Genomic DNA, 24,946 nt, shown 5'->3' with positions numbered 1-24,946 from the left:
CCCTTGGCGACCGGGCGGTACGCCCGGTCGCCAAGGGGGACTTCACTGCGGCCGCAGGGGAAGCGGAGCTAGAGCGCGCCGCGCTTCACCCGGCGGAGCAGGAGGAATCCCGCGATCGCCAGGACCGCTCCGAGGCCGGCCGGCCACAGGTTGGTCCCGGTGTCGGCCAGACCGCCGTTGATCGCCTGCTGGTTGGCCTGTCCCGCGGGGCTCGGGGCGAACCCGCCGGGGGCGGGGGACTGCCCGGGCGCCGTCGTCTGCTGGCCGCCCTGCTCCTCGCCCTGCTGCCCGCCCTGCTCCTCGCCGTGGTGCTGGTGGCCGCCGGCGGGGGGGTTGGCGGTGTCGTCCTGGCCCGCCGTAGGCGTGGTGTCGGCCTTGGGCGTCACCGTGACAGGAGCGTCGGGGGTGTCGTCGCCTCCGTTCTGGTCGTCGTCCGGGTTGTCCGCCGGGGGCTCCTCGGCGCCGGGGTCGTCGTTGCCCCCGTTGCCGGGCTCCTCCGTACCGGGGTCGTCGTTGCCCCCGTTGCCGGGCTCCTCCGTACCGGGGTCGTCGTTGCCCCCGTTGCCGGGCTCCTCCGTACCGGGGTCGTCGTTCCCGCCGTTGCCGGGCTCCTCCGTACCCGGGTCGCCGTTCCCGCCGTTGCCGGGCTCCTCTGCACCGTCGTCGCCGGCGCCGCAGGTGCGGCCCTGGTTGATGCAGTCGGCCACCTCCTGCATCAGGCCCTCGTCGAAGATGTTGATGAAGTCGCCGTGGTCGGTGATCGGCTTGTGCAGGTTCTCGGGGAAGGAGTCCACCGCGAACAACGGCACCGTCTTGCCGCCGTCCTGGACGCTCGGCGTCCGGACGTCGTACACGATGCGCTGGACGAGCTGCGGGATGGCCTTGAAGCCCTGCGGGCAGTTGCCGCCCGCGTCGGCGAAGGCCACGTGGGTGCGGTGGTTGGCGCTGTCGACGTTCTGGCCGTCCCAGCAGCTCTGGAACCGGAAGGTGCGGACCACGTCGCTGCCGTCGGGGCAGAGCGGGTACTTGTCCTTCAGCTGCCGGTCCTCCAGACCCGTGCAGCTCCAGGAGGCGTTGGCGTTGGCCGGCCCGTTGACGAAGGCCTTCGCGTCGCCCGTGATGATGCGCAGCAGGCGCGGCATGGGCGTGACCTTGCTGACGGGGTTGCCGACGAACGTGAGCGTGACCTCCTTGGGGGTCACGATCTTCCCGGCGTTGCCCTCGGTGCCGCCGCCGGGCGCCCCGGCGTCCCGCTCCACGGTGCCGTCCTGCACGCGCAGCACGGGCCAGTAGTACGACGACTTGTCGCCCTGGTCCTTGCAGCTCGTCTCCGCCTCGGCGAGGTCGTCGATGGTGGCGAGTCCGTTGTTGGACTGGTTGCCGATGTAGTCGTGGAAGTGGTGGGCGCCGTTGGTCACTCCGGGGGCGACGATGATGTTGTCGGAGTTGAACAGGCCGCCTGCGTTGACACCGCATTCGGACGAGAACGTGCCGGAAGAGGCGTCCGACGGCTGCGGGCCGCGCGGCGCGTTCGGGTTCACGCTCATGATGTCGGCGAAGTCCGCCACGACAGGGCCGTTGCCGCCCTGTCCGGCCGGGGCGCCCTGGCCGTTCTGGCCGTTCTGGCCGTTCTGGCCGCCGTCACCCGTGGACGGCTGCGCGCTGCCCTCCTGACCCTGCTGGCCCTCCTGTCCCTGCTGGCCCTGCCGGCCTTCCTGGGCGTCGGTGGAGCGGACCGTGCACCCCGCGAGGCCCTCGACGCCCTGCGGGGGGTCCCCCACGCGGTCGATGGCCTGCAGGATGCGCGCGATCGTCGCGGCGCGCTTGTCCTTCAGCGGGCCCAGGACCGCGTTGTCCACGAAACCGGGGTCCTGCTGCTGGGCCGCCGACGTGTCCTTCAGCCTCTGGTAGGCCTCGGCTATCTGCTGGTCCAGGAGGGCGAGTTCCTTGTCGACGTCCTCCTTCGCCTGCTCGGGCACGGAGGTGAGCTCCGTGCCGACGTCCGGACAGTCGACCGTGATCGCCTGGCCCGCGGAGGTCGTCTGGGCCGTCTGACCCGACGAGTCCCCCTCGGTCGCCGAGGCGAACACGTTCGCCGTCACCAGGACACCGCCTCCCAGCATCAGGGCGACGGCTACAAAGGTGCCACTACGTGTGCCGGTAGCACGTCTGCGCGAATTGCGTACCAAGGAAACCCTCCTGCGCGCCTGATGATTGGCGGCCTGAACACGACAAGCCGTCCACACATACGGACACCACCCCCGGAGTGTTCAACCGCCCCAGGAATTCACAGGAGTTACTGGTCAAGGCCGTGGCCGCCCAGACCGGGCCCGGTGGCGCCACGCCACCGGGCCCGGCCGGCGGGAGCACCTCACCAGGTGTGGGCCACGTCGATCACCAGACGGTCGGAGAGCTGGAACACCCGGAACGGCAGCCGGGCCCGCACACCGAGGCCCACCTGCGTGTCACCCTCGAAGCTCGACGCGAACCTCGCGTCCCGGAAGGTCCGGTAGCCGGTCAGGTCGACGCCCGGCAGCGTCCGCCCCGCGCGGCCCGGGTACGTCGCGGCGCCGGTCTGCGGGTCGTACGAGGGGGCGGCCACCCGGATCTCGATGATCGCCCCACCGGAGACCGGTATGACCCGCCCCGAGCCGTCCTGGTGGACGGCGTCGACGTACTGCACGGTGTAGCCGATCGCGTCCGTGCCTGCGGTGGGCACGTCGAACACCACACGGTCGTAGCACTCGTGGCTGCCGGTCCTGATGTCGGTCAGTGACCCGAGGTCGGCGTCGGTCCCGGACTTCGGGAGGCTGCCCCAGCCCGTCGGGCACGCCGCCGCGGGCGCCGCGGCCACCGCGGGCGCTGCCACGGCCACCCCCGCACCCGCCATCACCAGGGCGGCCAGGACCGCCCCGTATCGTTTCGCACGCATGGTTCCCCCTTGCATTGCGGCTCTTGCCTGCTTTCGATGTACGACATGCCGGGCAAGGGTTTGGTTGTGCCGGGACGCCCTGGAACGCGCCGTCGCCGGTCGGTCCACGGGCCCGCCGTCTCCCGTCAGCCGCCGGCGCTGGAGAACGCCGACTTCAGGGCCTCCGTGACCGTGGTGAGGGTGGCGTCCGACGGTGCGCGCAGGCACACGTCGATGCGCACCTCGAAGGGCTTGCCGTACGCCGCCGAGCGGCCGTAACCCCAGGCGAGGATCTCCGTGTCGCCCCGCAGTACCTGGCACCCCTTTCCCGCGGCCACCGGATCGCCCAGGGTGAGGGGCGTCGCCGGGCCGGCCTTGCCCGTCACGGCGGTCCGGAACGTCATCAGCACCCCGTCCTCGCCGAGTTCCTCCAGCGGCTCGCAGGCGGGCAGCGCTTCCTCCGCCAGGTCGGGGCAGGAGTCGCGTGACGGGAGGCTCAGGAGCTGCGAGGCGACGAAGCCCGTCGCCGTGCCGCGGTCGTCGACGGACAGGCTGTGCCAGGTCCGCGGTACCCGCAGCGTCAGTCCGGTGCCGCTCAGGAGGCGTACCGTCGTGCGGTCCCCCGTGGCTCCCGGCGAGGGCGTCGCTGCGGGGAGGGCGTGCCGCTGTCCCGCCGCGTCGGCCGGCGTCCGTGCCCCGCCCGGTGGCCACAGCCCCGGTGCGAGGGTCACGCAGGCCACGACGGCGGCCACCGCCGTGGCCGCGCCGGCGGCTGCCGCGCGGCGCCGCCGGCGCCGCTGCACACGCCGCCTGATCCGCGTCATGCGGTCGGCGGGGCCGGCGGTCTGCGGCACCACGTCGCGCAGGAGGCGGCGCAGCGCCTGTTCCGTCTCGTGCCACTGCTCGTCAGGTGCGGCGCGCATGGTCCTCACTCCCCTCCACGGGACGGCAGCCCGGCCCCGACTCCCGCACCGTGCAGGCCCCCTGCCATCGCGCTCCCTTCCCGGTTGAACTCCTCACTCCTGTTCCAACCAGGTGGGGCGCCGTTCGGTTGCCCGGGGAACACCCGCCGCCGACCAGGCCTCCCGCCCCGAACCGTGATGTGCGTCACATCGCCGGAAACGGCTCGTCCCTGAGCGGTGGTCCACCGGGTTGAGGACGTCAACGGGGCGCATCGCCCCGCCGTGACACCTTTCGAACGAAGTGATGGAACGACATGGCTCCCACACCCACCACGCGTGCACTGCGGCCGGCCGCGGCCGCCGGTGTCCTCGCGCTCACCCTGGCGCTCGCCGGATGCACCCAGGGCGACGGCGGTTCCGCCGCACCCGCCGGCTCCTCCTCCGACGGCCACACGTCGCCCTCGCGGGCCGCCGTCAACGGTGAACTGACCGTTCCCGAGGGAGCCGACGAGGGGACCAGACAGCAATACGTGTCGCAGAACACCATTGCCGCCTGCATGCGGAAGAAGGGCTTCACCTACACGCCGCACGTGTCGGGCGTGGAAACCGCCGCCATCCCGGTCGACGGTCAGGATTACGAACTGGCCAAGAAGTACCGCGACAAGTACGGCTTCGGCTTCTTCGCGGGCGCCGTCTACCCGGACGACCCCGACGTCCCCGGCAGCAAGGCCCACGAGGCCCGGGAGATGACCAACCCGGACGAGGCCTACCTCAACGCACTGTCCCCGGCCCAGCGGAAGGCCTACGACAAGGCGATGGGCACCGCGAAGCAACTCGCGAGCGGGAAGAAGGTGATGCTCCCGGGATGTGTGAAGGAGGGGATCGAGAAGGCCTACGGGCCGGAGAAGTCCCAGGCCGAACTCGACCGTGAGCACGCCGCGAACGAGGAGCGGGACCGCGCCGCGAAGCAGGCCCTCAACGGGGATCCCCGGTTGATCTCCCTGGCGCAGCGGTTCGCGTCCTGCCTGCGTGACGAGGGCATCGCGGTGACGACGACGCAGCCGACCGCCATCGGGGACATGGTGAAGTTCGCGACGGCCCAGCAGACTCCGCAGGACGGCGTCCAGAAGATGGACCAGGACACGGCGCGGGCCAAGCTCGCCCAGGAGATCACCATCGCCCGCAAGGACCTGGAGTGCGGCAAGGAGTTCCGGGCCGCCTACTTCCCCAAGCTCGCCAAGCACCCCCTCTACGGGATCACCGGATGAGCCGGCGTCTGCCGAGCGGCCCGAACGGGCGCGGCAAGCAGGTCGGGATGATCGTGGGCGTCGTCGCGCTCGTCGGCGCGGGCGGCTGGTTCGCCGGTACCCAGATGCAGTCGCCCGCCGACGCCGCCGCCTCGCGCCGGCCGCCGGAGGCGGGTCCGGTCACCGTCGCCGTGGAACGCCGGAAACTGACCGCGAACGTCATCGCTCAGGGCGGCGTGGAGTTCGGGGCACCGCACGGGGTGTCGCTGTCCGGGTCCGTCGGGTCCGCGGGCGGTTCCGGGGACGGTGAGGCGACCCAGCGGGTCACCAGGCTCCCGCAGGCCGGTGCCACACTGCGCGAGGGCAGCGTCCTGATGCAGGTGAACGGCCGTCCGGTGTTCGTGCTGCGCGGCTCGGTCCCGATGTACCGGGCCCTCGGCCCCAGCAGTTCGGGCGACGACGTCAGGCAGTTGCAGAGCGCGCTGCGCAGGATCGGGCACGATCCGGGAGCCGTCACCGGGAACTACCGGCAGGGCACCGCGTCGGCGGTGACCCGCTGGTACCAGGGCAAGGGGTTCACGCCGCAGCAGCCGGGCGTCGCCGACCAGCAGCAGCTGGGCGACCTGGAGGCCGCCGTCACCGACGCGCAGCTCGCGGTCCTCGCGGCGCAGGGCGGCGGAGCCGACAGCGGGGGCGAAGGCGGAGGCGACAGCGGGGCTGACAGCGGCAAGGCCGGTTCCGGCACGGCGGGCCCGCCGGCCTCCGGCGAGGCGTCGGCCCTCGAACTGCGCTCCGCGCGGCAGCGGCTGGACCGGGCCAACGCGGCGCTCAGCGCGTTCACCGCCACGTACGGCACCAAGGTCCCGGCGGGCGAAGTCGTCTTCCTGCCCGATCTGCCGGTCCGGGTCGACAAGGTCAAGGTGCGCCTGGGTGACACCCCGGCCGGCGAGGTCGCCACCGTGACGAGCTCCGACGTGGTGGTGCGGGCGGTCGTGCCCGGAGCCGACGGCTCCGCGTTGCGCGAGGGCATGACCGCACGGATCGAGACGGCGGACGGCACCCGTGTACGCGGCGTCGTCGCGCAGGTGGGCGGCGCCGGGAACCAGGCGGACACCGGAAAGGACGGCGACGGCACCGGCGCGGACGCGAAGGACGAGGGCGGGACCGAACCCGGTGCCGACGCCGGCGCGGAGCCGGGCGCCGACCCGTCCGCTCCGGTCCAGCTGGTGATCTCCGTACCCGAACCCGGCCCGTTGAAGGACCAGGCGGGCGGCACCGCCAAGGTGACCATCGAGGTGGGCGCCTCGAAGGGCGCCGTCCTGGTGGTGCCCGTAGCCGCGGTCCACACCAGCGCCGACGGCAAGGCCCGGGTGCGGGTGGACCGCGACGGCGAGGTGGTGAACGTGCCCGTCACCGTGGGCCTCTCGGCCGCCGGGCAGGTCGAGGTGAGGGCGGACGGCGGCTCGCTGGACGAGGGCGACCAGGTGGTGGTCGGACGGTGAGGCGCAGACCCGTACCGCCCCGCCCGGCCCCTGAGCAGGCGCCGGACCCGGACACCGTGATCCGGCTCAGCGGCCTGAGCCGGGTGTTCGACACCGACCCTCCCGTGCACGCCCTGCGCGACGTGCACCTGGAGGTCAGGAGAGGGGAACACCTGTCGATCGTCGGCCCCTCCGGCTCGGGGAAGTCCACGCTGCTCAACACCCTGGGCCTGCTGGACCGGCCCACGTCGGGCAGCTACTGGCTCGACGGGGTCCTCACCAACACCCTGAGCGATCCCGAGCGTACGGCGCTGCGCGGTGCCCGCATCGGCTTCGTGTTCCAGTCCTTCCACCTGCTGCCGTACCGGACCGTTGACGAGAACGTCATGCTCGCCGAGACCTACCGGACCCCTCGCCCGGGCCGTGCGCGCCGCACCCGTGCCGAGCGCGCCCGGGCCGCACTGACGCGGGTCGGACTCGGGCACCGCTTCGGCTTCCTGCCGGGCCGCCTGTCCGGCGGCGAACGGCAACGGGTGGCCATCGCCCGGGCCCTGATGGGCGAGCCCGCCCTGCTGCTGTGCGACGAGCCGACGGGCAACCTCGACAGCGAGAACACCGAGTCGGTGCTCGCGCTCTTCGACGAACTGCAGGCCCAGGGCATGACGTTGCTCGTGATCACCCACGACGACGCCGTGAGCGGGCGGGCCGGCCGGCGGGTGCGGATCCGCGACGGCATGCTGCGGCAGGAGGGCGCATGAGGCCCGGCATCCGTGGCGTGCGGCGCCGCGCCCCCGCCCACGAGCGCCCCTTCATGGACCCGCGGGACCTGTGGTCGGAGTCCCTGGCCGGGGTGCTCGCCCGCCCGGTCCGTTCCGCCCTGACGACCTTGGGTACGGTGCTGGGCATCGGCACGCTGGTCATCACGATCGGCGTGGCCTCGACGGCGGCGAACCAGATCGTCGGCCGCTTCGACGCCCTCACCGCCACCTCGGTGACCGTCGTGGTGCCGGCCCCGCAGCCGGGGTCCGCCGACCCGCCGCTGGTGGACTGGCCGGGTGTCGAGGCGGTCGAGCGCCTCGCCGGTGTGCAGTCGGCCGCCGCGCTCTCCGATTCCGAGGACAGCGCGAACGTCCAGGTCCGGGCGAACGACGTGGTCGCCCCCGGCGCGCTGACCGAGCAGACCCTGGCGGTCGTCGCCGCCACCCCGGCGCTGCCGGAGGCGGTCCGCGGCACGATGGCCACCGGCCGGTTCTTCGACACCGGTGACATCGCACGTCACGACCGGGTCGCCGTCCTCGGCGACCAGGCGGCCCGGCTGCTGGGCATCGACGACGTACGCGACGCCCCAGCCGTCTTCTTCAAGGGGCAGTCGTACACGGTGATCGGCGTGCTCGGCGGGTTCCAGCGCGAGCAGCGCCTGTCCGCCTCGGTGATCCTGCCCCCGACCACGGCGGCGGACCGGATGGGCATGGACAACGTGACCCGGGTCCTGGTCAACACCTCCCTCGGCGCGGCCCGGCAGGTCGCCCGGCAGGCGCCGATCGCCCTGTCCCCCGGACACGAGGAGGCGCTCACCGTGACCGCCCCACCGGACCTGTCCAAGGCCAGGAAGGGTGTCCAGGGCGACGTCAACGGCCTGTTCCTGGTCCTCGGGCTGGTCTCGCTGGTCGTGGGCGCCATCGGCATCGCCAACGTCACCCTCGTCACCGTGATGGAACGCGTCGGCGAGATCGGGCTGCGCCGGGCCCTGGGCGCATCCCGGCGCCAGGTGGCCGGGCAGTTCCTGGCGGAGTCCACCACCATCGGACTCCTCGGCGGCGTCGTGGGCGCGGCCCTCGGCGTGGTGGTCGTCGTCAGCGTGGCCGCCGTGAAGGACTGGACGCCCGTCCTGGACCTCCGCCTCGCCCTGGGCGCCCCGGTCGCCGGCGCCCTGGTCGGCCTCCTCGCCGGCCTCTACCCCGCCCTGCGCGCCGCCCGGATGGAACCCGTGGATGCCCTCCGCGCCCCGTCCTGACCCCGCGCCGCCGCGTAGCCTGGCCCCATGGTGCAGAGCAGGGCGGCGGACGTCGACGGCTACCTCTCCGAGGTCCCGGAGGAACGCAGGGAGGCGCTGGTCAGGCTGCGTGAGCTGTGCCGGGCCGAACTGAAGGGGTTCGACGAGGTGATGGCGTACGGCATGCCCGTCTACGAGCGCGGGGGCACGGCCGAGATCGCCTTCGCCGCCCAGAAGCAGTACATCTCCTTCTACCTCATGCGCGCCGACGTCCGCGCGGCCTTCGAGGACCGCCTCGCCGGGCAGGACATGGGCAAGGGCTGCCTGCGGTTCCGCACGCCCGAGCGCATGGACTTCGACCTCCTGCGCGACCTTCTGCGGGCCACCGCGGCCGAGCCCGGGGCGAGCGGGACCGGTGGGTGAGGACGACCGCCGGTGGGCCTGGGGCTGGCACGGGCCGTTGAACATCGCGGCGATGCATCTGAGCGGAGTGCTCCTGCCGGCGGGCTTCATCATGCTGACCCTTGCCGGTGCCGACGCCATCTCCTACGGGCAGACCTTCGTGCTGATGCTGTGGATCGCGATGGTCCACGTCCTCGTGCAGATCCCCGTCGGGGCCCTGGCTCCCGCTGGGCGGCCCGGGGTCTCGCGCGCCGGGCCGTCGCCGTCGCCGTCGTCACCGCCGGAGCGCTCACCTGGATCCTCGGCCTGCTCGCCGACTCCGGCGCCGGCAGCGTGCCGCCGTTGTGGTGGTGGCGGACCTGGGCCTGTCTCTGCGTCTCCCTGAGCGCCTACGTCTGGCTCTGCACCCTGCGGCGTTCCACCGTCCGCCGCCTCGCCGGCCGCGTCAGATCGTGGGCCGAGACCGCCGACCTGTGGCTGATGCTGCGCCTCCGCCGCCGCAGATGAACCCCAGTCACGTTGAGGGCGTCGGCGCCGAGCCGCAGTGCCTGGAGGATGTCGGTGGGGGTCATCACCCCGGCGAGGACCGGGAGTCCGAGCTCCCGGCCGGTAGCGATGCCCTCGCTGACCGCAGGGGTGACGAGGAAGGCGGCGCCGGCCTTGTGGGCGTCCCGTGCGTCCGGCGCTGAGCACGGTTCCGGCCCCGAGGGTCGCATCCGGGCCGAGCGCTGCGCGCGCCCGGGCAGGGACGGAGGCCGCGATCCGCTCCGGGACGGAGAACTCGGCGGCGCAGGCCGGGCACGTGGTGCGGCCGGACAGGTAGGTCAGATGCTCGGCGGCCGCGTGCTGCCCGGCCTCGGTGGCCAGGCGGTGGAGCCGGGACGCCGGCTACGCGAGCGCGGCGGCCGGGGTAGGGCGGACGCCGGTCTGCACCTCGCGCCTCCACGTCCGGTCCGGATCGTGGAGGCGGCTGCCCCTGCGCGTGTCGTCCAGGTCGATCTCCAGGGGCGCCGCGCACGAAGGGCACACCACCTCGTGGGTGTCGGGGACCACGCCCTGGTGCCACACCGGTACCCCCCTCGAAGGCCAGGAGGGCCTGCAGGGCGTAGAGGTACTCGCCCTCCTCGCCGTCGAAGGGCTGCGCCACCAGGTGCCGCCGGGTCACCCGGCGCATGTCGTCGAGCTCTGCCGCGCAGTGCGCGCGGACGTGTCCCGGCTCGTGGAGTTGCCCCTCCTCGCCCACGATCCGGCCGGCCGGTGCGAGCGCCGGCCGGGACTTCCCCGGCCGGCGGCCGGTGGCGATGTCCGCGAGAACGGGCAGCAGGGCCGCGAAGCCCGCCGGGTACACCGTCCCCTGATGGCAGAGCCGCCCCGCCGTCCGGGGTGCCGGACGGCGGGGCGGTGCGGCGCGCTCAATCCCGGCTCGTGCCCCGCTCATTCCTCCGTCGGTCCGAGGTCGGGGGTGTCCCGCAGGTCGACCGTCGCGCGGGCGCTGGCGTGCAGTTCGAGGACGACGAGTTCGTTCGTGCCGGGCCGCAGGACCGGGCCGGGGACGTAGAGGCGCCGCTGGGGGCCGCGGGACCAGTGGCGGCCCAGGGCGAAGCCGTTGATCCAGGCGTTGCCCTTGGTCCAGCCGGTGAGGTCCAGGTAGGTGTCGGCGGGCTGCTCCACCTCGAACACCCCGCGATGGAACGCCGGCCCCACCGGCTGCGGGCCGCCGGTGGTGAAGGTCAGGCCCGACAGGTCGTCCAGGGGCAGGGGCCTGCTGCTCCAGCCGGACAGTTCGGCGCCGTTGGCGGTGACCGTGCCGGTGAGGCCCTTGCGGTCGTGGATGCCCTCCCCGTAGTTGACGCGCCCCTGGTTCTCGACGAGGACCGTCAGGGTCGCTCCGCCGGCCGGCACCGTGACGGCCAGGGCGCCTTCGTGCAGTTCACGTTCGAGGACGCCGACGGCGGCGCCGTCGAGGAAGACCTGTGCCCGGTCCGCGATCGCGGCGAAGTGCAGCAGGGTGGGGCCCGGGTCGCGCAGCGCGGTCTCGTACAGGACGAAGCCGAAGTCCTGGCCGAGTTCCTCCATGGTCAGCGGGCGCGGCCCGGTCACCGCCTGGCCGAGGTGGCCGGCGGAGCCGAGCAGCGGGGCGTTCGCGGTGAGCCGGACGCCGAGGAGGTTGAGCTTCTTGGACGGCTCGGGCAGCGGCTCGTCGGGGACGCTGGTGTGCCGGGCGAGGACGTCGCGGAAGGCGAGGTACTTGGGGGTGATGTCGCCGGCCTCGTCCAAGGGCGCGTCGTAGTCGTAGGAGGTGATGGTGGGGCGGTAGGTGTGCTTGTCGTTGGCGCCGCTGGTGAAGCCGAAGTTGGTGCCGCCGTGGAACATGTACAGGTTGACGCTCGCACCGGCCGACAGCATCTCGTCGAGGTCGGCGGCGGCCGACGCGGCGTCACGGATGACGTGCACACCGCCCCAGCGGTCGAACCAGCCGTTCCAGAACTCGGTGCACATCAGCGGCCCGTCGCCCTGGTGCTCGCGCAGCGCGGCCAGGCCCTGTGCGGGGCGGCTGCCGAAGTTGACGGTGCCCAGGACGCCCGGGATGCTGCCGCGGGCGAGGTCGGCGGGCTGGTCGCAGGTGAACAGGGGGACGTCCACACCGCCTTGGCGCAGCTTGTCCTGAAGGTGCGTCAGGTAGGCGGGGTCCTCGCCGTAGGCACCGTACTCGTTCTCGACCTGCACCGCCAGGACGGGCCCTCCGTTGGTGGCGAGGTAGGGGACGACCAGCGGCAGCAGCCGGTCCAGGTAGTCGTCCACGGCGGTCAGGTAGCGCGGGTCGGCGGTGCGCAGGCGGATGCCGGGCGCGGCGAGCAGCCAGGACGGCAGTCCGCCGCCCTCCCACTCGGCGCAGATGTACGGGCCGGGGCGCAGCAGCACGTGCAGGCCTTCGTCCTGTGCGAGTTCCAGGAAGGCCGGCAGGTCCAGGCCGTCCTCGGTGCGGAAGGTGTGCGGCCGCGGCTGGTGGAGGTTCCACGGCACGTAGGTGTCGACGGTGTTGAGTCCGAGCAGCCGTGCCTTGCGCAGCCGGTCACGCCACTGGCCGGGGTGGACGCGGAAGTAGTGCAGGCCACCGGAGATGATGCGGAACGGCTCGCCGCCGAGGCGGAATTCGTTCCCTTCGATCCGCAGTACGGGCATGGGCCGTGCTCCTCCAGTGGAGTCGAGTTCTGGTGCGTGTGGTGCGTGCAGTGCGTGTGGTGCGGTCGCGGGGAGCTCGCCGGTGCCGGCGGGGACGCCCGTGACGGGATGTTTGCGTTGCCATCGCGACGATGCGGTGACCACGGGGGAACCGTCGGGGGGTTGGGCTCAGCGACCGCGCGGCGGCGGCGCGGTGCTGCTGCGCACGACCAGGCTGGTGGGCACCAGCGTGGTGCCCCGCTCCGCCTCGTCCTTGCGGATCTGCCGCAGCACCCCGTCGACGCAGCGCCGGCCGACCTCGGCGAAGTCCTGGTGGATCGTCGTCAGCGGCGGCATGTACGAGGCGGCCTCGGGGATGTCGTCGAAGCCCACCACGCTGACGTCCTCCGGCACCCGACGGCCCTGCTCGCGCAGCGCACGCAACAGGCCAAGCGCCATCTGGTCGTTGGCCACGAAAACCGCCGAACAGCCCGGGTCCCGCGCGATGCGCAGCCCGGCCCGGTAACCCGACTCCGCGGACCAGTCCCCGCGCAGCAGCGGCGGCACCTCGCGCCCCGCCGACTCCAGGGCCGCCCGCCAGGCACCCACCCGGCGCTCCGCGGCGAACGACTCCTTCGGGCCGGCGACGTGCCACACCGTGCCGTGACCGAGACCCAGCAGGTGTTCCACGGCCGCCCGGGCACCGCTGGCCTGGTCGGTGTCGACCACGCAGTACCGGTCCCCGGCGTCGGAGTCCACCACCACCACCGGCGCGGTCGGCGGCAGGGCCACCGTCATCGCGTCCAGCAGATGGACCTCCATGATCATGACGACCCCGTCCACCGCCAGCTCCCCGAGCCGGGTGAACGCGCCCTGGACCCCGTCCTGCGTGGGCACGGTGACCGGCAGCAGCGTCGTGGCGTAGCCCTCCCGGGCCGCGGACGAGGCCACGGCCTCCAGCGTGCGCATGTTGCCGGTGCTGGAGAGGTTGAACAAGATGACGCCGATGGTGCGGAACTCGCCCCGCTTGAGGGCCCGGGCCGCGCTGTTGGGCCGGTAGCCGAGCTCCTTCATCGCGGCCAGCACCTGCTGCCGGGTCTCCTCCAGCACCCCGGGGAAACCGTTGGAGACCCGGGAGACGGTCTGCGCGGAGACACCCGCCAGCTTGGCCACGTCGGCCATCGACGCACCGCGCCGCCGCCGCTGCGCACCCGCCGCCGAGCTCTGTCCGGTCCCGTCCACGTGCGTCGTACACCTCATACGTTTCACTGCCGTTGGTGGTCAGAAGTCTAGGGGGCCGAGCTGCGCGGACCGGCGGTCCGCGGGCCCCCCTGGCCGGCGCCGGCGCTCCCTCGAAGAGGGCCGCCGGGGCCGGCCGCGGATCGTGAGGGGGCGTCAGCCGCCGATGCTGAAGCCCTGGTCCTTGCCGTACTTCACCGAGGCGTCCTGCCAGGTGCCCAGCGCGTCGGACAGCGGCGTGGAGGACACGTAGGCCTTGCCGACGGTGTCGTTGAAGATCGAGTTGGCGTACACCTGGTACGGCAGGTACGACCAGCCCTTGACGACGTCCGCCGCCGACTTCGCGAAGATCTCGTTGGCCTTCTGGCCGCCGAAGTAGGGGAACGAAGTGTCCAGGAACGCCCGGGAGTTCAGGTCCGCCGTCGTGGCCGGGAAGGCACCGCCCTTGATGCGGGCCTGGACGCCGGCGTCCTTGTTCGCGTACTTGATGAAGGCGTAGGCCAGGGGCTTGTCCTTGGCCGCCTCCATCACCGCCAGCGAGCTGCCGCCGTTCTCCGCGCTGGCGCTCTGGCCCGCCTGCCACTGCGGCAGCGCCGCCGCACGCCAGTCACCGGACGCCGAGGGGACGCCGGAGACGAAGTTGGCGGGCATCCAGGCACCGGTCGACAGCGTGGCGATCGTCCCGTCGGCCAGGCCCTTGTACCACTGGTCGCTCCATGACGCGATCGGCGCGAGGAGCTTCTCGGAGATCAGCTTCTGCCAGACCTCCGTGAACTGCTTGGTGCCCGCGTCACCGAAGTCCACGTCCACCTTCGTGCCGTCCACCGCGTACGGGTGACCGCCGGCCTGCCAGATCAAGCTGGTGACGAAGCCGGCGTCACCGGTGTCGTTGGTGATGTACGCCTTCGGGTCCGCCTTGTGCAGCGCGCGGGCCGCGGTCAGGTACTCGTCCCAGGTCGTGGGCACCGCGATCTTGTACTTGTCGAGGACCTTCTTGTTGTAGAACATCGCCATCGGCCCGGAGTCCATGGGCAGCGCGTACACCCCGCCGTTGACGGCCACGGAGTTCCACGGGCCGGGCGAGTACGCCTTGGACAGGTCCTTGGCGCCGTACGGGCTGAGGTCGGTGACCGACTTGCCGAGCGCGAACTGGCTCAGCGCGTAGTACTCGATCTGTGCCACGTCCGGCGCCCCGGAGCCGGCCTGCACCGCGTTCTGCAGCGCGGTGTACTGGTCGTTGCCCGTGCCCGCGTTGACCAGCTTCACCTTGACCTTCGGGTACGTGGCCTGGAAGTCGGTGACCACCTGCTTCAGCGTCGGCTCCCACGCCCACACCGTCAGGCTGCCGCCCTTGTCCAGCGCCGCCTCGACGCTGCCCGCGTCCGCGGCCTTGGCACCCGAGCCGGACTCGTCGGAGGAACCGCAGGCGGTCAGGGACAGCGCCGCCGCGCAGAGCACCGCGATCGCCTGCGCCGAACGGCGCAGTGGCTTGTTCGTCATCGCATCTCACTTCGTTGTGGTGATGGTCTGCGGCACCGCCCGTCGCCACGGCACGGGTGTGCCGGGCGCAGGACCGCAGGGGGAGGTGGGTATGGCGCCGCCGCGCCGGTGATCACTCCTTGACGCTGCCGGCGGCGAGCCCGGACTGCCAGAAGCGCTGCAGGAGGAGGAAGGCCGCGACCAGCGGCACGATGGTCAGCAGCGAGCCGGTGACCACCAGGTTGAACACCGGCTGCCCGCCCGCGGTGGCGGCTTGGGCGTTCCAGGCGTTGAGCCCCAGGGTGAGGGGGTACCAGTCCGGGTCCTTGATCATGATCAGCGGCAGGAAGTAGTTGTTCCACGTCGCGACCACGGTGAAGAGCAGCACGGTGACGATGCCGGGTCCCAGCAGCGGCAGGCTGATCCTGAAGAAGGTGCGGATCTCCCCCGAACCGTCGACCCGGGCGGCCTCCAGCAGCTCGTCGGGGATCGCCTCGGAGGCGAAGACCCACATCAGGTAGAGGCCGAACGGCGAGACGAGCGAGGGCACGATCACCGCCCACGGGGTGTTGGTCAGGCCCATCTTGCTGAACATCAGGAACGTGGGCACGGCCAGCGCGGCACTCGGCACGGCGACCGCGCCGATCACCACCGCGAAGACCGCGCGCTTGCCGGGGAAGTCGAACTTCGCCAGGCCGTAACCGCCCAGCACGGCCAGGAACGTCGCGCCCCCGGCGCCGACCGCCACGTACAGCAGGGTGTTGAGCAGCCACCGGACGAAGATGTGGTCGTCGTAGGTGAGGGTCTGCCGGATGTTGTCCCACAGGGCGAAGTCACCGCTGAACCACAACCCGAAGGAGTCCAGCAGGCTCTTCTGGGTCTTGGTCGCGCTGAACAGCAGCCAGGCCAGCGGAACCAGGGTGTAGACCGCCACCAGCGCGGTCAGGACGGTGAGCAGGACGCTGCGCCGGGGCCGGTCGGAGGAGTGCCGCCGGCCGGCCGGGCGCTCGGACGGTGCGGCGCCGCGGCGCTCGCGCTGCGGGGCCGTGGCGGCCGCCTGGGTGCTCGCCTGGGCCATCGTCAGGCCTCCTTGCGCATGCCGCGCAGCTGCACGACGTAGGCGATGATCATCGTGACGACCCCCATGACGATCGCGACGGTCGCCGCGTAGTTGTGCTGCTGCCCGGAGAAGGACAGCGAGAAGGTGTAGAGGTTCGGCGTGAAGTACGTCGTGATGGCGTTGGGCGCCAGCGGCTTGAGGATGCTGGGCTCGTTGAACAGCTGGAAGCTGCCGATGATCGAGAAGATCGTCGCGATGACCAGGGCCCCGCGGATCGCCGGGATCTTGATGGAGGTGACGATCCGCAGCTGGCTCGCGCCGTCGATCTCGGCCGCCTCGTACAGGGACCGCGGCACGACGTGCAGCGCCGAGTAGAAGATCAGCATGTTGTAGCCGACGAACTCCCAGGTCACGATGTTGCCGATGCTCGCCAGCACCAGTCCGGGCGACAGGGGGTTCGGCAGCGAGGCACCGAAGGCGTCGTTGATGTCGGCGACCAGGCCGAAGCGGTCCCCGTACATGAAGCCCCACATCAGCGTCGCCACGACCGCCGGGACCGCGTAGGGCAGGAAGATCGTGATCCGGAAGAACTTCCGGCCGTGCAGCCGCCCGCTGTCCAGCGCGAGGGCGACCAGCAGCGCGATGCCCAGCATGACCGGCACCTGGACGCCGAGGAACAGCGCGACGTGGCCGAGGCCGGACCAGAACTGGCCGTCCTGGAAGGCCTGGACGTAGTTGTCCAGACCGACGAAGGAGGTCCCGCCGATGAGGCGGTCGCGGAACAGGCTCAGGTAGATCGAGTAGCCGATCGGCGCCAGGAAGACCAGTGTGAAGACGATCATGAACGGTGCCACGAAGCCCCATCCCAGCCAGCGCCGGCCCCGGCGTCCTCGGGGAGGAGCGGCCCGGCCGGTGCCCGGTGGCGGCGGTATGGCAGCCATGATCCCATCCTTCACATCGTCGTGCGGGGTCCCGCCACATCGGGCGGGTCCGGGATGGTTGCGCAAACATCAGCGACCGCAGCCGGCGCACGTTTACGCAAACATTTGATGGACGCGATGTTGGCACCGGCCATCAGGACACGTCAAGGGCCCTCACGCGGTTCCTCCCCGGCACCACCCCGCCAGGCCGTCCCCGCACGTCAACAGCCCTTTAGCCGGACCCACTTGACCACCGCCGGCCCGCACAGCGGACCGGCGGCACACACCCTCACTCCGTACGCAGCCCGTCCGCCCGCATCATCCGCCACAACGGCGGAAGGCTCAGCACCGCCACCACCAGGACCGCCACCGCACCGATCCCGGCATACGGCAGGAACACCCACCAGTCCCGCACCGGCTTCACCACGACGCCCAGCATCGCCCGCCCCAGGACCAGCCCCCCAACGATCGCGACGACCGTACCCGCCAGCACCGGCACCGCCGTCTGCCACAGCACCGACCACGCCAACGTCCTGCGCCGCGTACCGAACGCCACCAGCACCGACAGCAGACGCCGACGCTCCCTCAACTGCTCCACCTGCGCCACCAGCATCCCCGCCGCGATCAGCACGACCGTCAAGGTCCCCCCGACCCGCAGACCCGTCTGCACACTGGAGTACTGCCGGTCACGCTGCACGTTCACCAACCCGCCCACCCGCAGCATCGGATCCACCCGCGCCGCGGCATTGCGCAGGTACTCCGCCGCATCGGGAACCCGGCGGTCGATCGCGACGGACGCGAACGTCGACGCCTGCGGCAACCGGTGCCCGGCCAGCGCCCCCGGAGTGGCCAGGATGCCGTCATGGACCTCGCCCACCGGATCCCGGACCGCCACCACCGCCCGAGCCGTCACCGGCAACGTCCACGACTCGCCCTCCGAAACGCCCTCCGAAACGGCGTCGAGATCGATCCGCCCACCCGGCCGGGCAGCCTCATCGGTGAGGAGGTTCGCCTCCCGGGCCCGCCGCGACGCACCCGGCCGGTGCGCCACGAAGGCATCACCGTCACGGCACGAAGACAACGAGGCCAACGACCGCAACGTCGCACAACTGCCCACCGTCAACGTGGTGACGGACCCCGGCCCACCACCCGCATCCGGACGACTCACATACGCCTCGACCGTGGCGACCACCCGCCGCACACCCTTGACCTGTCGGAACTCCTCGGCCATCCGCTCCGCCAGGACCGGATCGCCCACGCTCTCCGAAGCCGCGGCAACCCGGAAATCCGCACGCACGACATCGGCAGGAGCGGAAGACCCACGCCCCGCCTTCGGAGCGGACGGCGAGGCGAAGTCCTCCTGCATGCCGCCGAACACCAACTGCAGCGCGATCGCACCGGCCACCGCCACGGTGATGCCGCTCACCGCCCGCGACGCCGTCCCACTGCTCAACTGCAACCGGCGCACCGCGAGCTGCCACGCGACCGGCCCCCCGCGCAGCCGCCTCACCACGGCCTCCACCAGCCACGGCAACAGCCCGGTCAACCCCACCAGGACCAGCACCGCACCCAGCGCGACCGGATACACACCACCCGACCCCAACTCCCCGTCCGCCGACCCCGTCAGCATCAGCACACCGACACCGACCACAGGACTCACCAGCCGCCACCACAACCGACGCGGCCGCAACGTGGCATGCCGCACGACCCCCAACGGCTCGATCGCCACCGAACGCAGCGCCGACAGGGTGACCACAACCGCCCCCACCAGGATCGCCACCACGATCAGTCCCGCCAGCAGCAGGTCAGGGGCGACATCGGCAGGAAAAGCACTCACGCCCCACAGCCGCACCGACCCCGCCAGCCGGCGCGCCCCCAGGAACACCCCGGTACCGACCAGCAGACCCAGCACGGCGCCGAACAGCGCCTCACCCGCCGCGATCCGCCGGGTCATCCCGACATCCGCACCGACCAGCCGCAACGCGGCCAGCCTGCGGTCCCTGCGGTCCCCACCGAACCGGACGGCCGTACCGATGAAGACGCCCACAGGAACCAGCAGGACGACGCAGATCAAAGCGACCAGGACCACCAACTGCGGATCGAACCGCCCGGAGCCGGGGTCATGGCCGTACCCTGCGGACCTGATCGCACCCCCGCTCCTGGTGAGCGTGGCACTCCCCGCGTAGAAGCGCAGCTCCCCCGGTTCGAGCAGACCCCGGTCCGCGATGGTCCCGGTGATCCGGTAACCGAGCCGCTCCTTGAGCAGCGCGCCGGACGACGAGCCCAGCAGCTCGCGCAGAGCGGGCGAGACCGCCATCTCCCCCGGCCCGGGAATCCGTGCCACACCCGGCGGCGGCGGAGCACCGGGACCGTCCGGGCGCAGCAACTGCCCGCCGACGGCCTCGCCACGGTACTCGGTGCTCGCGTCGTACCAGAGGAACGTCGTGTCCGCGCGCCGCACCGACACCTCGCTCTCGAAGTTCGGCGTCTCACGCGCGTGCCCGCGCTCCGCGCGGGCGCCCAGGACGTTCGGCACCGCGGCGGCGAGGAACAGCAGAGCCACCCCGAGCCCGACGCCCACCGCGGTCAGCGCCGTACGGATCCGCCCCTCGCGGCCCCCGGAGCCCGCCAGCCGCGCGCCGAGCCACAGATCTCCCAGCGCCGAACGGAACCGCCCCGGCGCGGCCCCGGCACCGTCACGGTTCATGCGGGGCCCCCTGGGCACGGAATGCCGTCGCGCGTGACGGCTCGGCGGTTGCGGGACGCGGCCTGGGGCGGGGGCGGCGCGAACGGGAGTCTGAGCGGGTCGAAGAACATGCAGTGAATATACACGCTGTCTATACACTCGATGTCTACCCACAAGGTGTCATTACAGTGTGCCCGCCCCTCCCCTTTATCGTCTTCACCGGTATCACATCTTGCCTGGTCAGAGCGCCCGTCGGGTCCGCCGGCCGATCCCGCGCACAGTGGCAGGAGTGTCGACACTGGTGCCGCGTCGAACGTGCGTCGCCGGGCTCGCAGGTGAACCCCAGGGCCGGCTCCGGGAGCCGCGGGACCTGGGGACGAGAATCTCTCGACCCCCGCATTACTTACGCTGGACAGGGCTCCCCTGCGACCCCGTTTCCCTTGCGGAAACCCGCAGGTGGCGCGCCGTTCCCCCACACCGCCGACGTGACCGGGCCGAAGGCGCGCGGGCGCGGCTCAATCATGTGGACTGGTCAAGATCTCCTGCCGTAATGTCCTCCTGCCCGCCGCTCGACGGGCACGTCTCCATGTTGTGTCCCTGGGGGGATTCCATGTCGCTCAACCCTGTCGGGCCGCCGCCCGGGGCTCCGTACCCCGTACCCGCCGGGCCTCCGGCGACCTCCGCCGTGCTCCGTTCCCCGCTGGGTCTGGCGGCCGCGGTGACGGTGCTGCTGTCGCTGGTGATCGCGGTCGATGTGCTCGCCATCGCCGCGGAGGCCGCCCGCTACGCCCTCATGGGCACGGCGGTCGCCGACGAACTCGCCACCGTCGACCCGTCCGCGCTGAACCGCTCGGACCTGTGGACGGGCTCCGCCGCGGTCCTGCAGGTCATCGCCCTGGTGGCGACGACCGTCGTCTTCGTCGTCTGGTTCCACCGGGTCCGCTCCAACGGCGAGGTGTTCGCCCCCAACGGGTTCGAGAAGGGCCGCGGGTGGGCGATCGGCGGCTGGTTCATCCCCATCGGCAACCTGTGGATCCCCTTCAGGGTCGCCCGCGAGACCTGGGTCGCGAGCTCCCAGACGACGCAGGACGGCCGCCTTCGGCCCGCCGACTCGGGCCCGGTCTCCTACTGGTGGGCGGCGTGGATAGCCTCCTCCGTGCTGGGCCGGCTCTCGGGGGGCATGTTCGACGAGAGCTCGGGCTACGCGGACGACCTCCGCGACGCCGCCGGCTTCGCCATCGCCGTGGACGGCGTGGACATCCTCGCCGCGGTCCTCGCCATCCTGTTCGTCCGCAAACTGACGGCCATGCAGCACCGCAAGGCCACGGAAGGCCCGTTCGCCCTGTCCTGACCCGGGCCGCGACCTCGTCGGGCGGGGGCGTCGGGCCCGTGGGGGTGGCGTGTCAGCGTGCGGTCAGCGCCCTGTCAGCGGGGGCGGGCAGTGTGCGGGCATGGACACCGTCACCGCGGAGCGATCCGCCCCTCCCGCCGCCGCCCGTCGCCTCCGCACCGCGGGCCCCGTGCCTTCCGCTCCGGCCGCGTTCGTGCGCTTCGCCGTGTGCGGCGGCGGTGTGGGGCTGGCGTCCTCCGGAGTGCTGATGGCGCTGTCGGGACCGGTGCCGTTCGCCCTGGCGAACGCGGTGGTGACCGTGGCCTCGACGGTGCTGGCCACCGAGTTGCACGCGCGCTTCACCTTCGGCGGGGGCCGCGCCGGGTGGCGGGCGCACCTGGAGTCGGCGCTGACGGTCGTGGTCTGCTACCTGTTCACCACGGCCGCGATGCTGCTCCTGCAGGCGGTGTGCGCCGCCCCCGGCGTACTGCTGCGGCAGTCGGTCTACTTGGCGGCCTCCGCGCTGGCCGGGGTGGGCCGCTTCTTGCTGCTCCGCGCGGTGGTCTTCGCCGGGCGGGGCGCCTCCGCCGCGTCGGTGTGGCGCAGCGACGCGGCGTACATCTCGTCGGGGTCGAGCCGGCGCAGCTCCTCGGCGATGAGCTCGGCGGTCGACCGCACCTTCAGCGCGAGGTGCCGGCTGGGCTGCCCGGGGATGGTGAGGTTGGCCAGCGGGCCCTCGGGGCGGTCGATGTGGATGTCGCCGTCCGCGGTGCTCAGCCGGACCGCGGTGACGACCGGGCCGTCGGTGACGACGCGCTCGACGGGCACGCGCAGCCGGTTGCCGAGCCAGCGGGCCAGGAGTTCGGCGCTGGGGTTGTCGGCCTCGCTCTCGACGGCGGCCGAGATGACCCTGGCCCGGGCCTGGTCGAGCGCGGCGGCGAGCATGGACCGCCAGGGCGTGAGCCGGGTCCAGGACAGGTCGGTGTCGCCGGGGGTGTAGCCGGCGGCACGGGTCTTCAACTCCTCCAGCGGATGCTCGACGGCGTACGCGTCGGTGATCCGGCGCTGCGCCAGCGCGCCGAGGGGGTCGGCGGCGGGGTTGGCGGGTGCGTCGACCGGCCACCACACCACCACGGGGGCGTCGGGCAGCAGCAGCGGCAGGACCACGCTGTGGGCGTGGTCGGCGAGTTCGCCGTGGAGGCGGAGCAGGACGGTCTCGCCGGTGCCGGACTCGCCGCCGACGCGCACCTCGGCGTCGAGGCGGGCGCTGCGCCGGTCGCGGGGGGAGCGGCCGGGGCGCTTGATGACGACCAGGATGCGCGAGGGGTGCTCGCGCGAGGCGTCGGAGGCGGCCTTGAGGGCGTCGTAGTGGTTGCCCTCGTCGGTGACGATGACGAGGGTCAGCACCATGCCGACGGCCGGACTGCCGATGGCCCTGCGCGCCTTGATCAGCGCGGAATTGATCTTGCTTGAAGTGGTCTCGGTCAGATCGATGTTCATGGCCGGCGCCAGCTCCTGCCGTCTCGTGCGAGCATCTCGTCCGCCGCCTTCGGACCCCAGGTACCGGCGGTGTACTGCTCGGGCTTGCCGTGCCGGTCCCAGTACTCCTCGATCGGGTCGAGGATCCGCCAGGACTCCTCGACCTCCTGGTGCCGGGGGAAGAGGTTGGCGTCGCCGAGCAGGACGTCCAGGATCAGCCGTTCGTAGGCCTCCGGGCTGGACTCGGTGAAGGACTCGCCGTAGGCGAAGTCCATCGTCACGTCCCGGATCTCCATCGAGGTGCCCGGCACCTTGGAACCGAACCTGATCGTCACGCCCTCGTCCGGCTGGACCCGGATGACCAGGGCGTTCTGCCCGAGCTCCTCGGTCGCGGTGTTGTCGAACGGGGAGTGCGGGGCGCGCTGGAAGACGACCGCGATCTCGGTGACACGGCGGCCCAGGCGCTTGCCGGTACGCAGGTAGAAGGGGACGCCCGCCCAGCGGCGGTTGTCGATGGCCAGCTTGATGGCGGCGTAGGTGTCGGTCTTGGACTTGGCGTCGATGCCGTCCTCCTCCAGGTACCCGAGCACCTCCTCCCCGCCCTGCCAGCCGTGCGCGTACTGCCCGCGCACCGTGTGCGCGCCCAGGTCGTCGGGGTGCCGGACGGCCTGGAGGACCTTGAGCTTCTCCTGCACCAGCGACTTGGCCTCGAAGGAGGCGGGTTCCTCCATGGCGGTCAGCGCGAGGAGTTGGAGCAGGTGGTTCTGGATGACGTCGCGCGCGGCGCCGATCCCGTCGTAGTAGCCCGCGCGGCCGCCGATGCCGATGTCCTCGGCCATCGTGATCTGCACGTGGTCGACGTAGGAACGGTTCCACAGCGGCTCGAACATCGTGTTGGCGAACCGCAGCGCCAGGATGTTCTGGACCGTCTCCTTGCCCAGGTAGTGGTCGATCCGGAAGACCTCGGCGGGCGGGAAGACCTGGTGGACGACCTGGTTGAGCTCCTGGGCGCTGGCCAGGTCGTGACCGAAGGGCTTCTCGATGACGGCGCGTCGCCAGGAGCCCTCGGGCGGGTCGGACAGCCCGTGCTTCTTCAGCTGCTGGACCACGGTCGGGAAGAACTTGGGCGGCACCGAGAGGTAGAAGGCGAAGTTGCCGCTGGTGCCCCGGGCCTTGTCCAGTTCCTCCACGGTCGCGCGGAGGGCGTCGAAGGCGTCGTCGTCGCCGAAGTCGCCGGGCACGAAGCGCATTCCGGCGGCCAGTTCCGTCCAGACCTCCTCGCGGAAGGGGGTGCGCGCGTGCTCCTTGACGGAGTCGTGGACGACCTGGGCGAAGTCCTCGTCCGCCCAGTCGCGGCGGGCGAAGCCGACGAGCGAGAAGCCCGGCGGCAGCAGCCCGCGGTTGGCCAGGTCGTACACGGCAGGCATCAGCTTCTTGCGGGACAGGTCGCCCGTCACACCGAAGATCACCAGCCCGGACGGTCCCGCGATGCGCGGCAGCCGCCGGTCGGATGGATCGCGCAGCGGGTTGTTCCAGCTGTCGGTTTCCGTCATGGGTCCACTTCTCTTCATCGTGGGTGCGGCGGTGGTCGTGGCGCGCCCGGGGGTCATGCGGCGCCGAAGAGTTCCAGGAGCGCGTCCTGGCCGAACATGCGGGCGGTGTCGATGGCCGAGGGGGTGCCCGCGGCGGGGTCGGCGCCGCCGTCGACGAGGAGGCGGACCACCTCGTCCTCGCCCTTGAAGACGGCACCGGCCAGCGGCGTCTGGCCGCGGTCGTTGGCGCGGTCGGGGTCGGCACCGTGCCGCAGGAGCGCGGCCACGGTGGCGGCGTGGCCGTGGTACGCGGCCAGCATGAGGAGGGTGTCGCCCTTGTCGTTGGTGAGGTTGGCCGGCACCCCGGCGTCCACGTACGCCGTCAGGGTCTCCGTGCCTCCCCGGCGGGCGAGGTCGAAGAGTTCGGCGGCGAGTCGCAGGACTTCGGGGTCCTGGGCCGGGTCGTTCTGCGGGGTCGGCTCGCTCATCGTTCCTCACTAGGCGTGGCTGCTCGCCGTGCGCGGGCGGGACCGCCTGTGATCCACCCTAAGCGGCCCCCACCGCCCTGGCCCTGCCGGGCGTGCCGCCGGTGCACGCCGGCTCGGGGGGCGCGGACCGCACGAGAAGCCATGGCCGAAGCTTAACGATTTTGATCACTCGAACGGGCGACTTCGCTGCTCCGTCGGCGGGGCCTGCCACATGACACGCCGGACGACCGGCGAGGATCACCCCGGAAGACAGTTCAGCGAAGCTGAACAGGTGAACTTCCCTATAAATCACCCATTTGCCTCTTTTCAGAACATATTACTATCTGTAATTCTGGAACAACTCATGGTGACAGTCCCCATCACACAGGAGTAGCCCCCATGATCCTGTCCATCTCAGGCGTCGTCCTGCTCGGCATCATCGTCTTCCTGTTCTTCCGCAAGGACGGGCTCAAGGCGTCCCACGCGCTCGTCTGCGCCCTCTTCGGCTTCTACCTCGCGGGCACCGCCATCGCCCCGAGCATCAAGGCCGGCGGGGCGAGCCTGGCGAGCCTCCTGGGCGGGATCAAGTTCTAGGCCGTCCCGCACGGCCGATCCACCGGGCCCGGCGCCGCTCCGCTCCGGGCCCTTCCCGTTCC

21 protein-coding genes are annotated in these 24,946 nt (G+C 71.9%); 8 read left to right on the top strand and 13 right to left on the bottom strand.

Features of this window, described 5'->3' with window-relative positions; all coding sequences use genetic code 11:
- Positions 1-68: 68 nt before the first annotated feature.
- From PV410_RS22045 to PV410_RS22035, 3 genes are all read right to left on the bottom strand, one after another.
- Positions 69-2,123, bottom strand: coding sequence for a DUF1996 domain-containing protein (locus tag PV410_RS22045; RefSeq protein ID WP_500326987.1), 2,055 nt, complete (start codon positions 2,121-2,123; stop codon positions 69-71).
- Positions 2,124-2,371: 248 nt separating this feature from the next.
- Positions 2,372-2,932: an AMIN-like domain-containing (lipo)protein gene (locus PV410_RS22040; protein ID WP_500326985.1), complete on the bottom strand. Its 561-nt coding sequence runs from the start codon at positions 2,930-2,932 to the stop codon at positions 2,372-2,374.
- Between the two features lie 125 nt (positions 2,933-3,057).
- Positions 3,058-3,834 (bottom strand): hypothetical protein, encoded by a 777-nt coding sequence (locus PV410_RS22035; protein ID WP_500326983.1) that lies wholly within the window; start codon positions 3,832-3,834, stop codon positions 3,058-3,060.
- Positions 3,835-4,127: 293 nt separating this feature from the next.
- Between PV410_RS22035 and PV410_RS22030 the strand changes: the two genes are divergently transcribed.
- The 6 genes from PV410_RS22030 (at position 4,128) to PV410_RS22005 (ending at position 9,443) form a co-directional block, all read left to right on the top strand.
- Complete coding sequence (locus PV410_RS22030) at positions 4,128-5,081, top strand: hypothetical protein (RefSeq protein ID WP_500326981.1); 954 nt, start codon at positions 4,128-4,130, stop codon at positions 5,079-5,081.
- Positions 5,078-6,562 carry a peptidoglycan-binding protein gene (locus PV410_RS22025; protein WP_500326979.1) on the top strand — a complete coding sequence of 495 codons (1,485 nt, stop codon included), beginning with the start codon at positions 5,078-5,080 and terminating at the stop codon, positions 6,560-6,562. Before PV410_RS22030 ends, PV410_RS22025 begins: the two co-directional genes overlap by 4 nt.
- Positions 6,559-7,299, top strand: coding sequence for an ABC transporter ATP-binding protein (locus PV410_RS22020; protein WP_500326977.1), 741 nt, complete (start codon positions 6,559-6,561; stop codon positions 7,297-7,299). Before PV410_RS22025 ends, PV410_RS22020 begins: the two co-directional genes overlap by 4 nt.
- Positions 7,296-8,555: an ABC transporter permease gene (locus PV410_RS22015; protein WP_500326975.1), complete on the top strand. Its 1,260-nt coding sequence runs from the start codon at positions 7,296-7,298 to the stop codon at positions 8,553-8,555. Before PV410_RS22020 ends, PV410_RS22015 begins: the two co-directional genes overlap by 4 nt.
- Before the next feature lie 27 nt (positions 8,556-8,582).
- On the top strand, positions 8,583-8,957 hold the full coding sequence (locus PV410_RS22010; protein WP_500326973.1) for an iron chaperone: 375 nt from the start codon (positions 8,583-8,585) through the stop codon (positions 8,955-8,957).
- Between the two features lie 150 nt (positions 8,958-9,107).
- Positions 9,108-9,443, top strand: a complete 336-nt coding sequence (locus tag PV410_RS22005) for a hypothetical protein (protein ID WP_500326971.1) — start codon at positions 9,108-9,110, stop codon at positions 9,441-9,443.
- 381 nt (positions 9,444-9,824) lie between these two features.
- On the opposite strand, the gene PV410_RS22000 is transcribed toward PV410_RS22005, so the two are convergent.
- The 7 genes from PV410_RS22000 to PV410_RS21970 form a co-directional block, all read right to left on the bottom strand.
- Entirely contained in the window at positions 9,825-10,004 is a 180-nt protein-coding gene (locus PV410_RS22000; protein ID WP_500326969.1) for a hypothetical protein, read from the bottom strand.
- A 366-nt stretch (positions 10,005-10,370) separates the two neighbouring features.
- Entirely contained in the window at positions 10,371-12,119 is a 1,749-nt protein-coding gene (locus PV410_RS21995) for a glycoside hydrolase family 35 protein (RefSeq protein ID WP_500326967.1), read from the bottom strand.
- A 168-nt stretch (positions 12,120-12,287) separates the two neighbouring features.
- Entirely contained in the window at positions 12,288-13,340 is a 1,053-nt protein-coding gene (locus PV410_RS21990) for a LacI family DNA-binding transcriptional regulator (RefSeq protein WP_500326966.1), read from the bottom strand.
- Positions 13,341-13,493: 153 nt separating this feature from the next.
- On the bottom strand, positions 13,494-14,837 hold the full coding sequence (locus tag PV410_RS21985; RefSeq protein WP_500326964.1) for an ABC transporter substrate-binding protein: 1,344 nt from the start codon (positions 14,835-14,837) through the stop codon (positions 13,494-13,496).
- Between the two features lie 112 nt (positions 14,838-14,949).
- A complete protein-coding gene (locus PV410_RS21980) occupies positions 14,950-15,894 on the bottom strand; it encodes a carbohydrate ABC transporter permease (RefSeq protein ID WP_500326963.1) in 945 nt (314 codons plus the stop codon).
- A 2-nt stretch (positions 15,895-15,896) separates the two neighbouring features.
- Positions 15,897-16,817 carry a carbohydrate ABC transporter permease gene (locus PV410_RS21975; RefSeq protein ID WP_500326961.1) on the bottom strand — a complete coding sequence of 307 codons (921 nt, stop codon included), beginning with the start codon at positions 16,815-16,817 and terminating at the stop codon, positions 15,897-15,899.
- A 268-nt stretch (positions 16,818-17,085) separates the two neighbouring features.
- Positions 17,086-19,503: an ABC transporter permease gene (locus tag PV410_RS21970; protein ID WP_500327188.1), complete on the bottom strand. Its 2,418-nt coding sequence runs from the start codon at positions 19,501-19,503 to the stop codon at positions 17,086-17,088.
- A 589-nt stretch (positions 19,504-20,092) separates the two neighbouring features.
- On the opposite strand from PV410_RS21970, the gene PV410_RS21965 reads away from it, so the two are divergent.
- The gene (locus PV410_RS21965) at positions 20,093-20,833 is read left to right on the top strand and encodes a DUF4328 domain-containing protein (RefSeq protein WP_500326959.1); all 741 of its coding nucleotides are present in this window, start codon (positions 20,093-20,095) and stop codon (positions 20,831-20,833) included.
- 483 nt (positions 20,834-21,316) lie between these two features.
- Here the strand turns inward: PV410_RS21965 and opcA are convergent, their stop codons facing one another.
- The 3 genes from opcA to PV410_RS21950 are packed head-to-tail and all read right to left on the bottom strand — an operon-like array spanning position 21,317 to position 24,311.
- A complete protein-coding gene (opcA, locus tag PV410_RS21960; RefSeq protein WP_500326958.1) occupies positions 21,317-22,312 on the bottom strand; it encodes a glucose-6-phosphate dehydrogenase assembly protein OpcA in 996 nt (331 codons plus the stop codon).
- Complete coding sequence (gene zwf / locus PV410_RS21955) at positions 22,309-23,844, bottom strand: glucose-6-phosphate dehydrogenase (protein WP_500326956.1); 1,536 nt, start codon at positions 23,842-23,844, stop codon at positions 22,309-22,311. Before zwf ends, opcA begins: the two co-directional genes overlap by 4 nt.
- 53 nt (positions 23,845-23,897) lie before the next feature.
- Positions 23,898-24,311 carry an ankyrin repeat domain-containing protein gene (locus PV410_RS21950; RefSeq protein ID WP_500326954.1) on the bottom strand — a complete coding sequence of 138 codons (414 nt, stop codon included), beginning with the start codon at positions 24,309-24,311 and terminating at the stop codon, positions 23,898-23,900.
- A gap of 378 nt (positions 24,312-24,689) precedes the next feature.
- On the opposite strand from PV410_RS21950, the gene PV410_RS21945 reads away from it, so the two are divergent.
- On the top strand, positions 24,690-24,884 hold the full coding sequence (locus tag PV410_RS21945) for a hypothetical protein (RefSeq protein ID WP_018534760.1): 195 nt from the start codon (positions 24,690-24,692) through the stop codon (positions 24,882-24,884).
- Positions 24,885-24,946: the final 62 nt, after the last annotated feature.

This window comes from Streptomyces sp. PA03-5A (assembly GCF_033792725.1).
Taxonomy (GTDB): Bacteria; Actinomycetota; Actinomycetes; order Streptomycetales; family Streptomycetaceae; genus Actinacidiphila.
The sequence above is the reverse complement of the archived record's forward strand: the minus strand, read 5'-3'. Positions and strand labels throughout refer to the sequence as shown.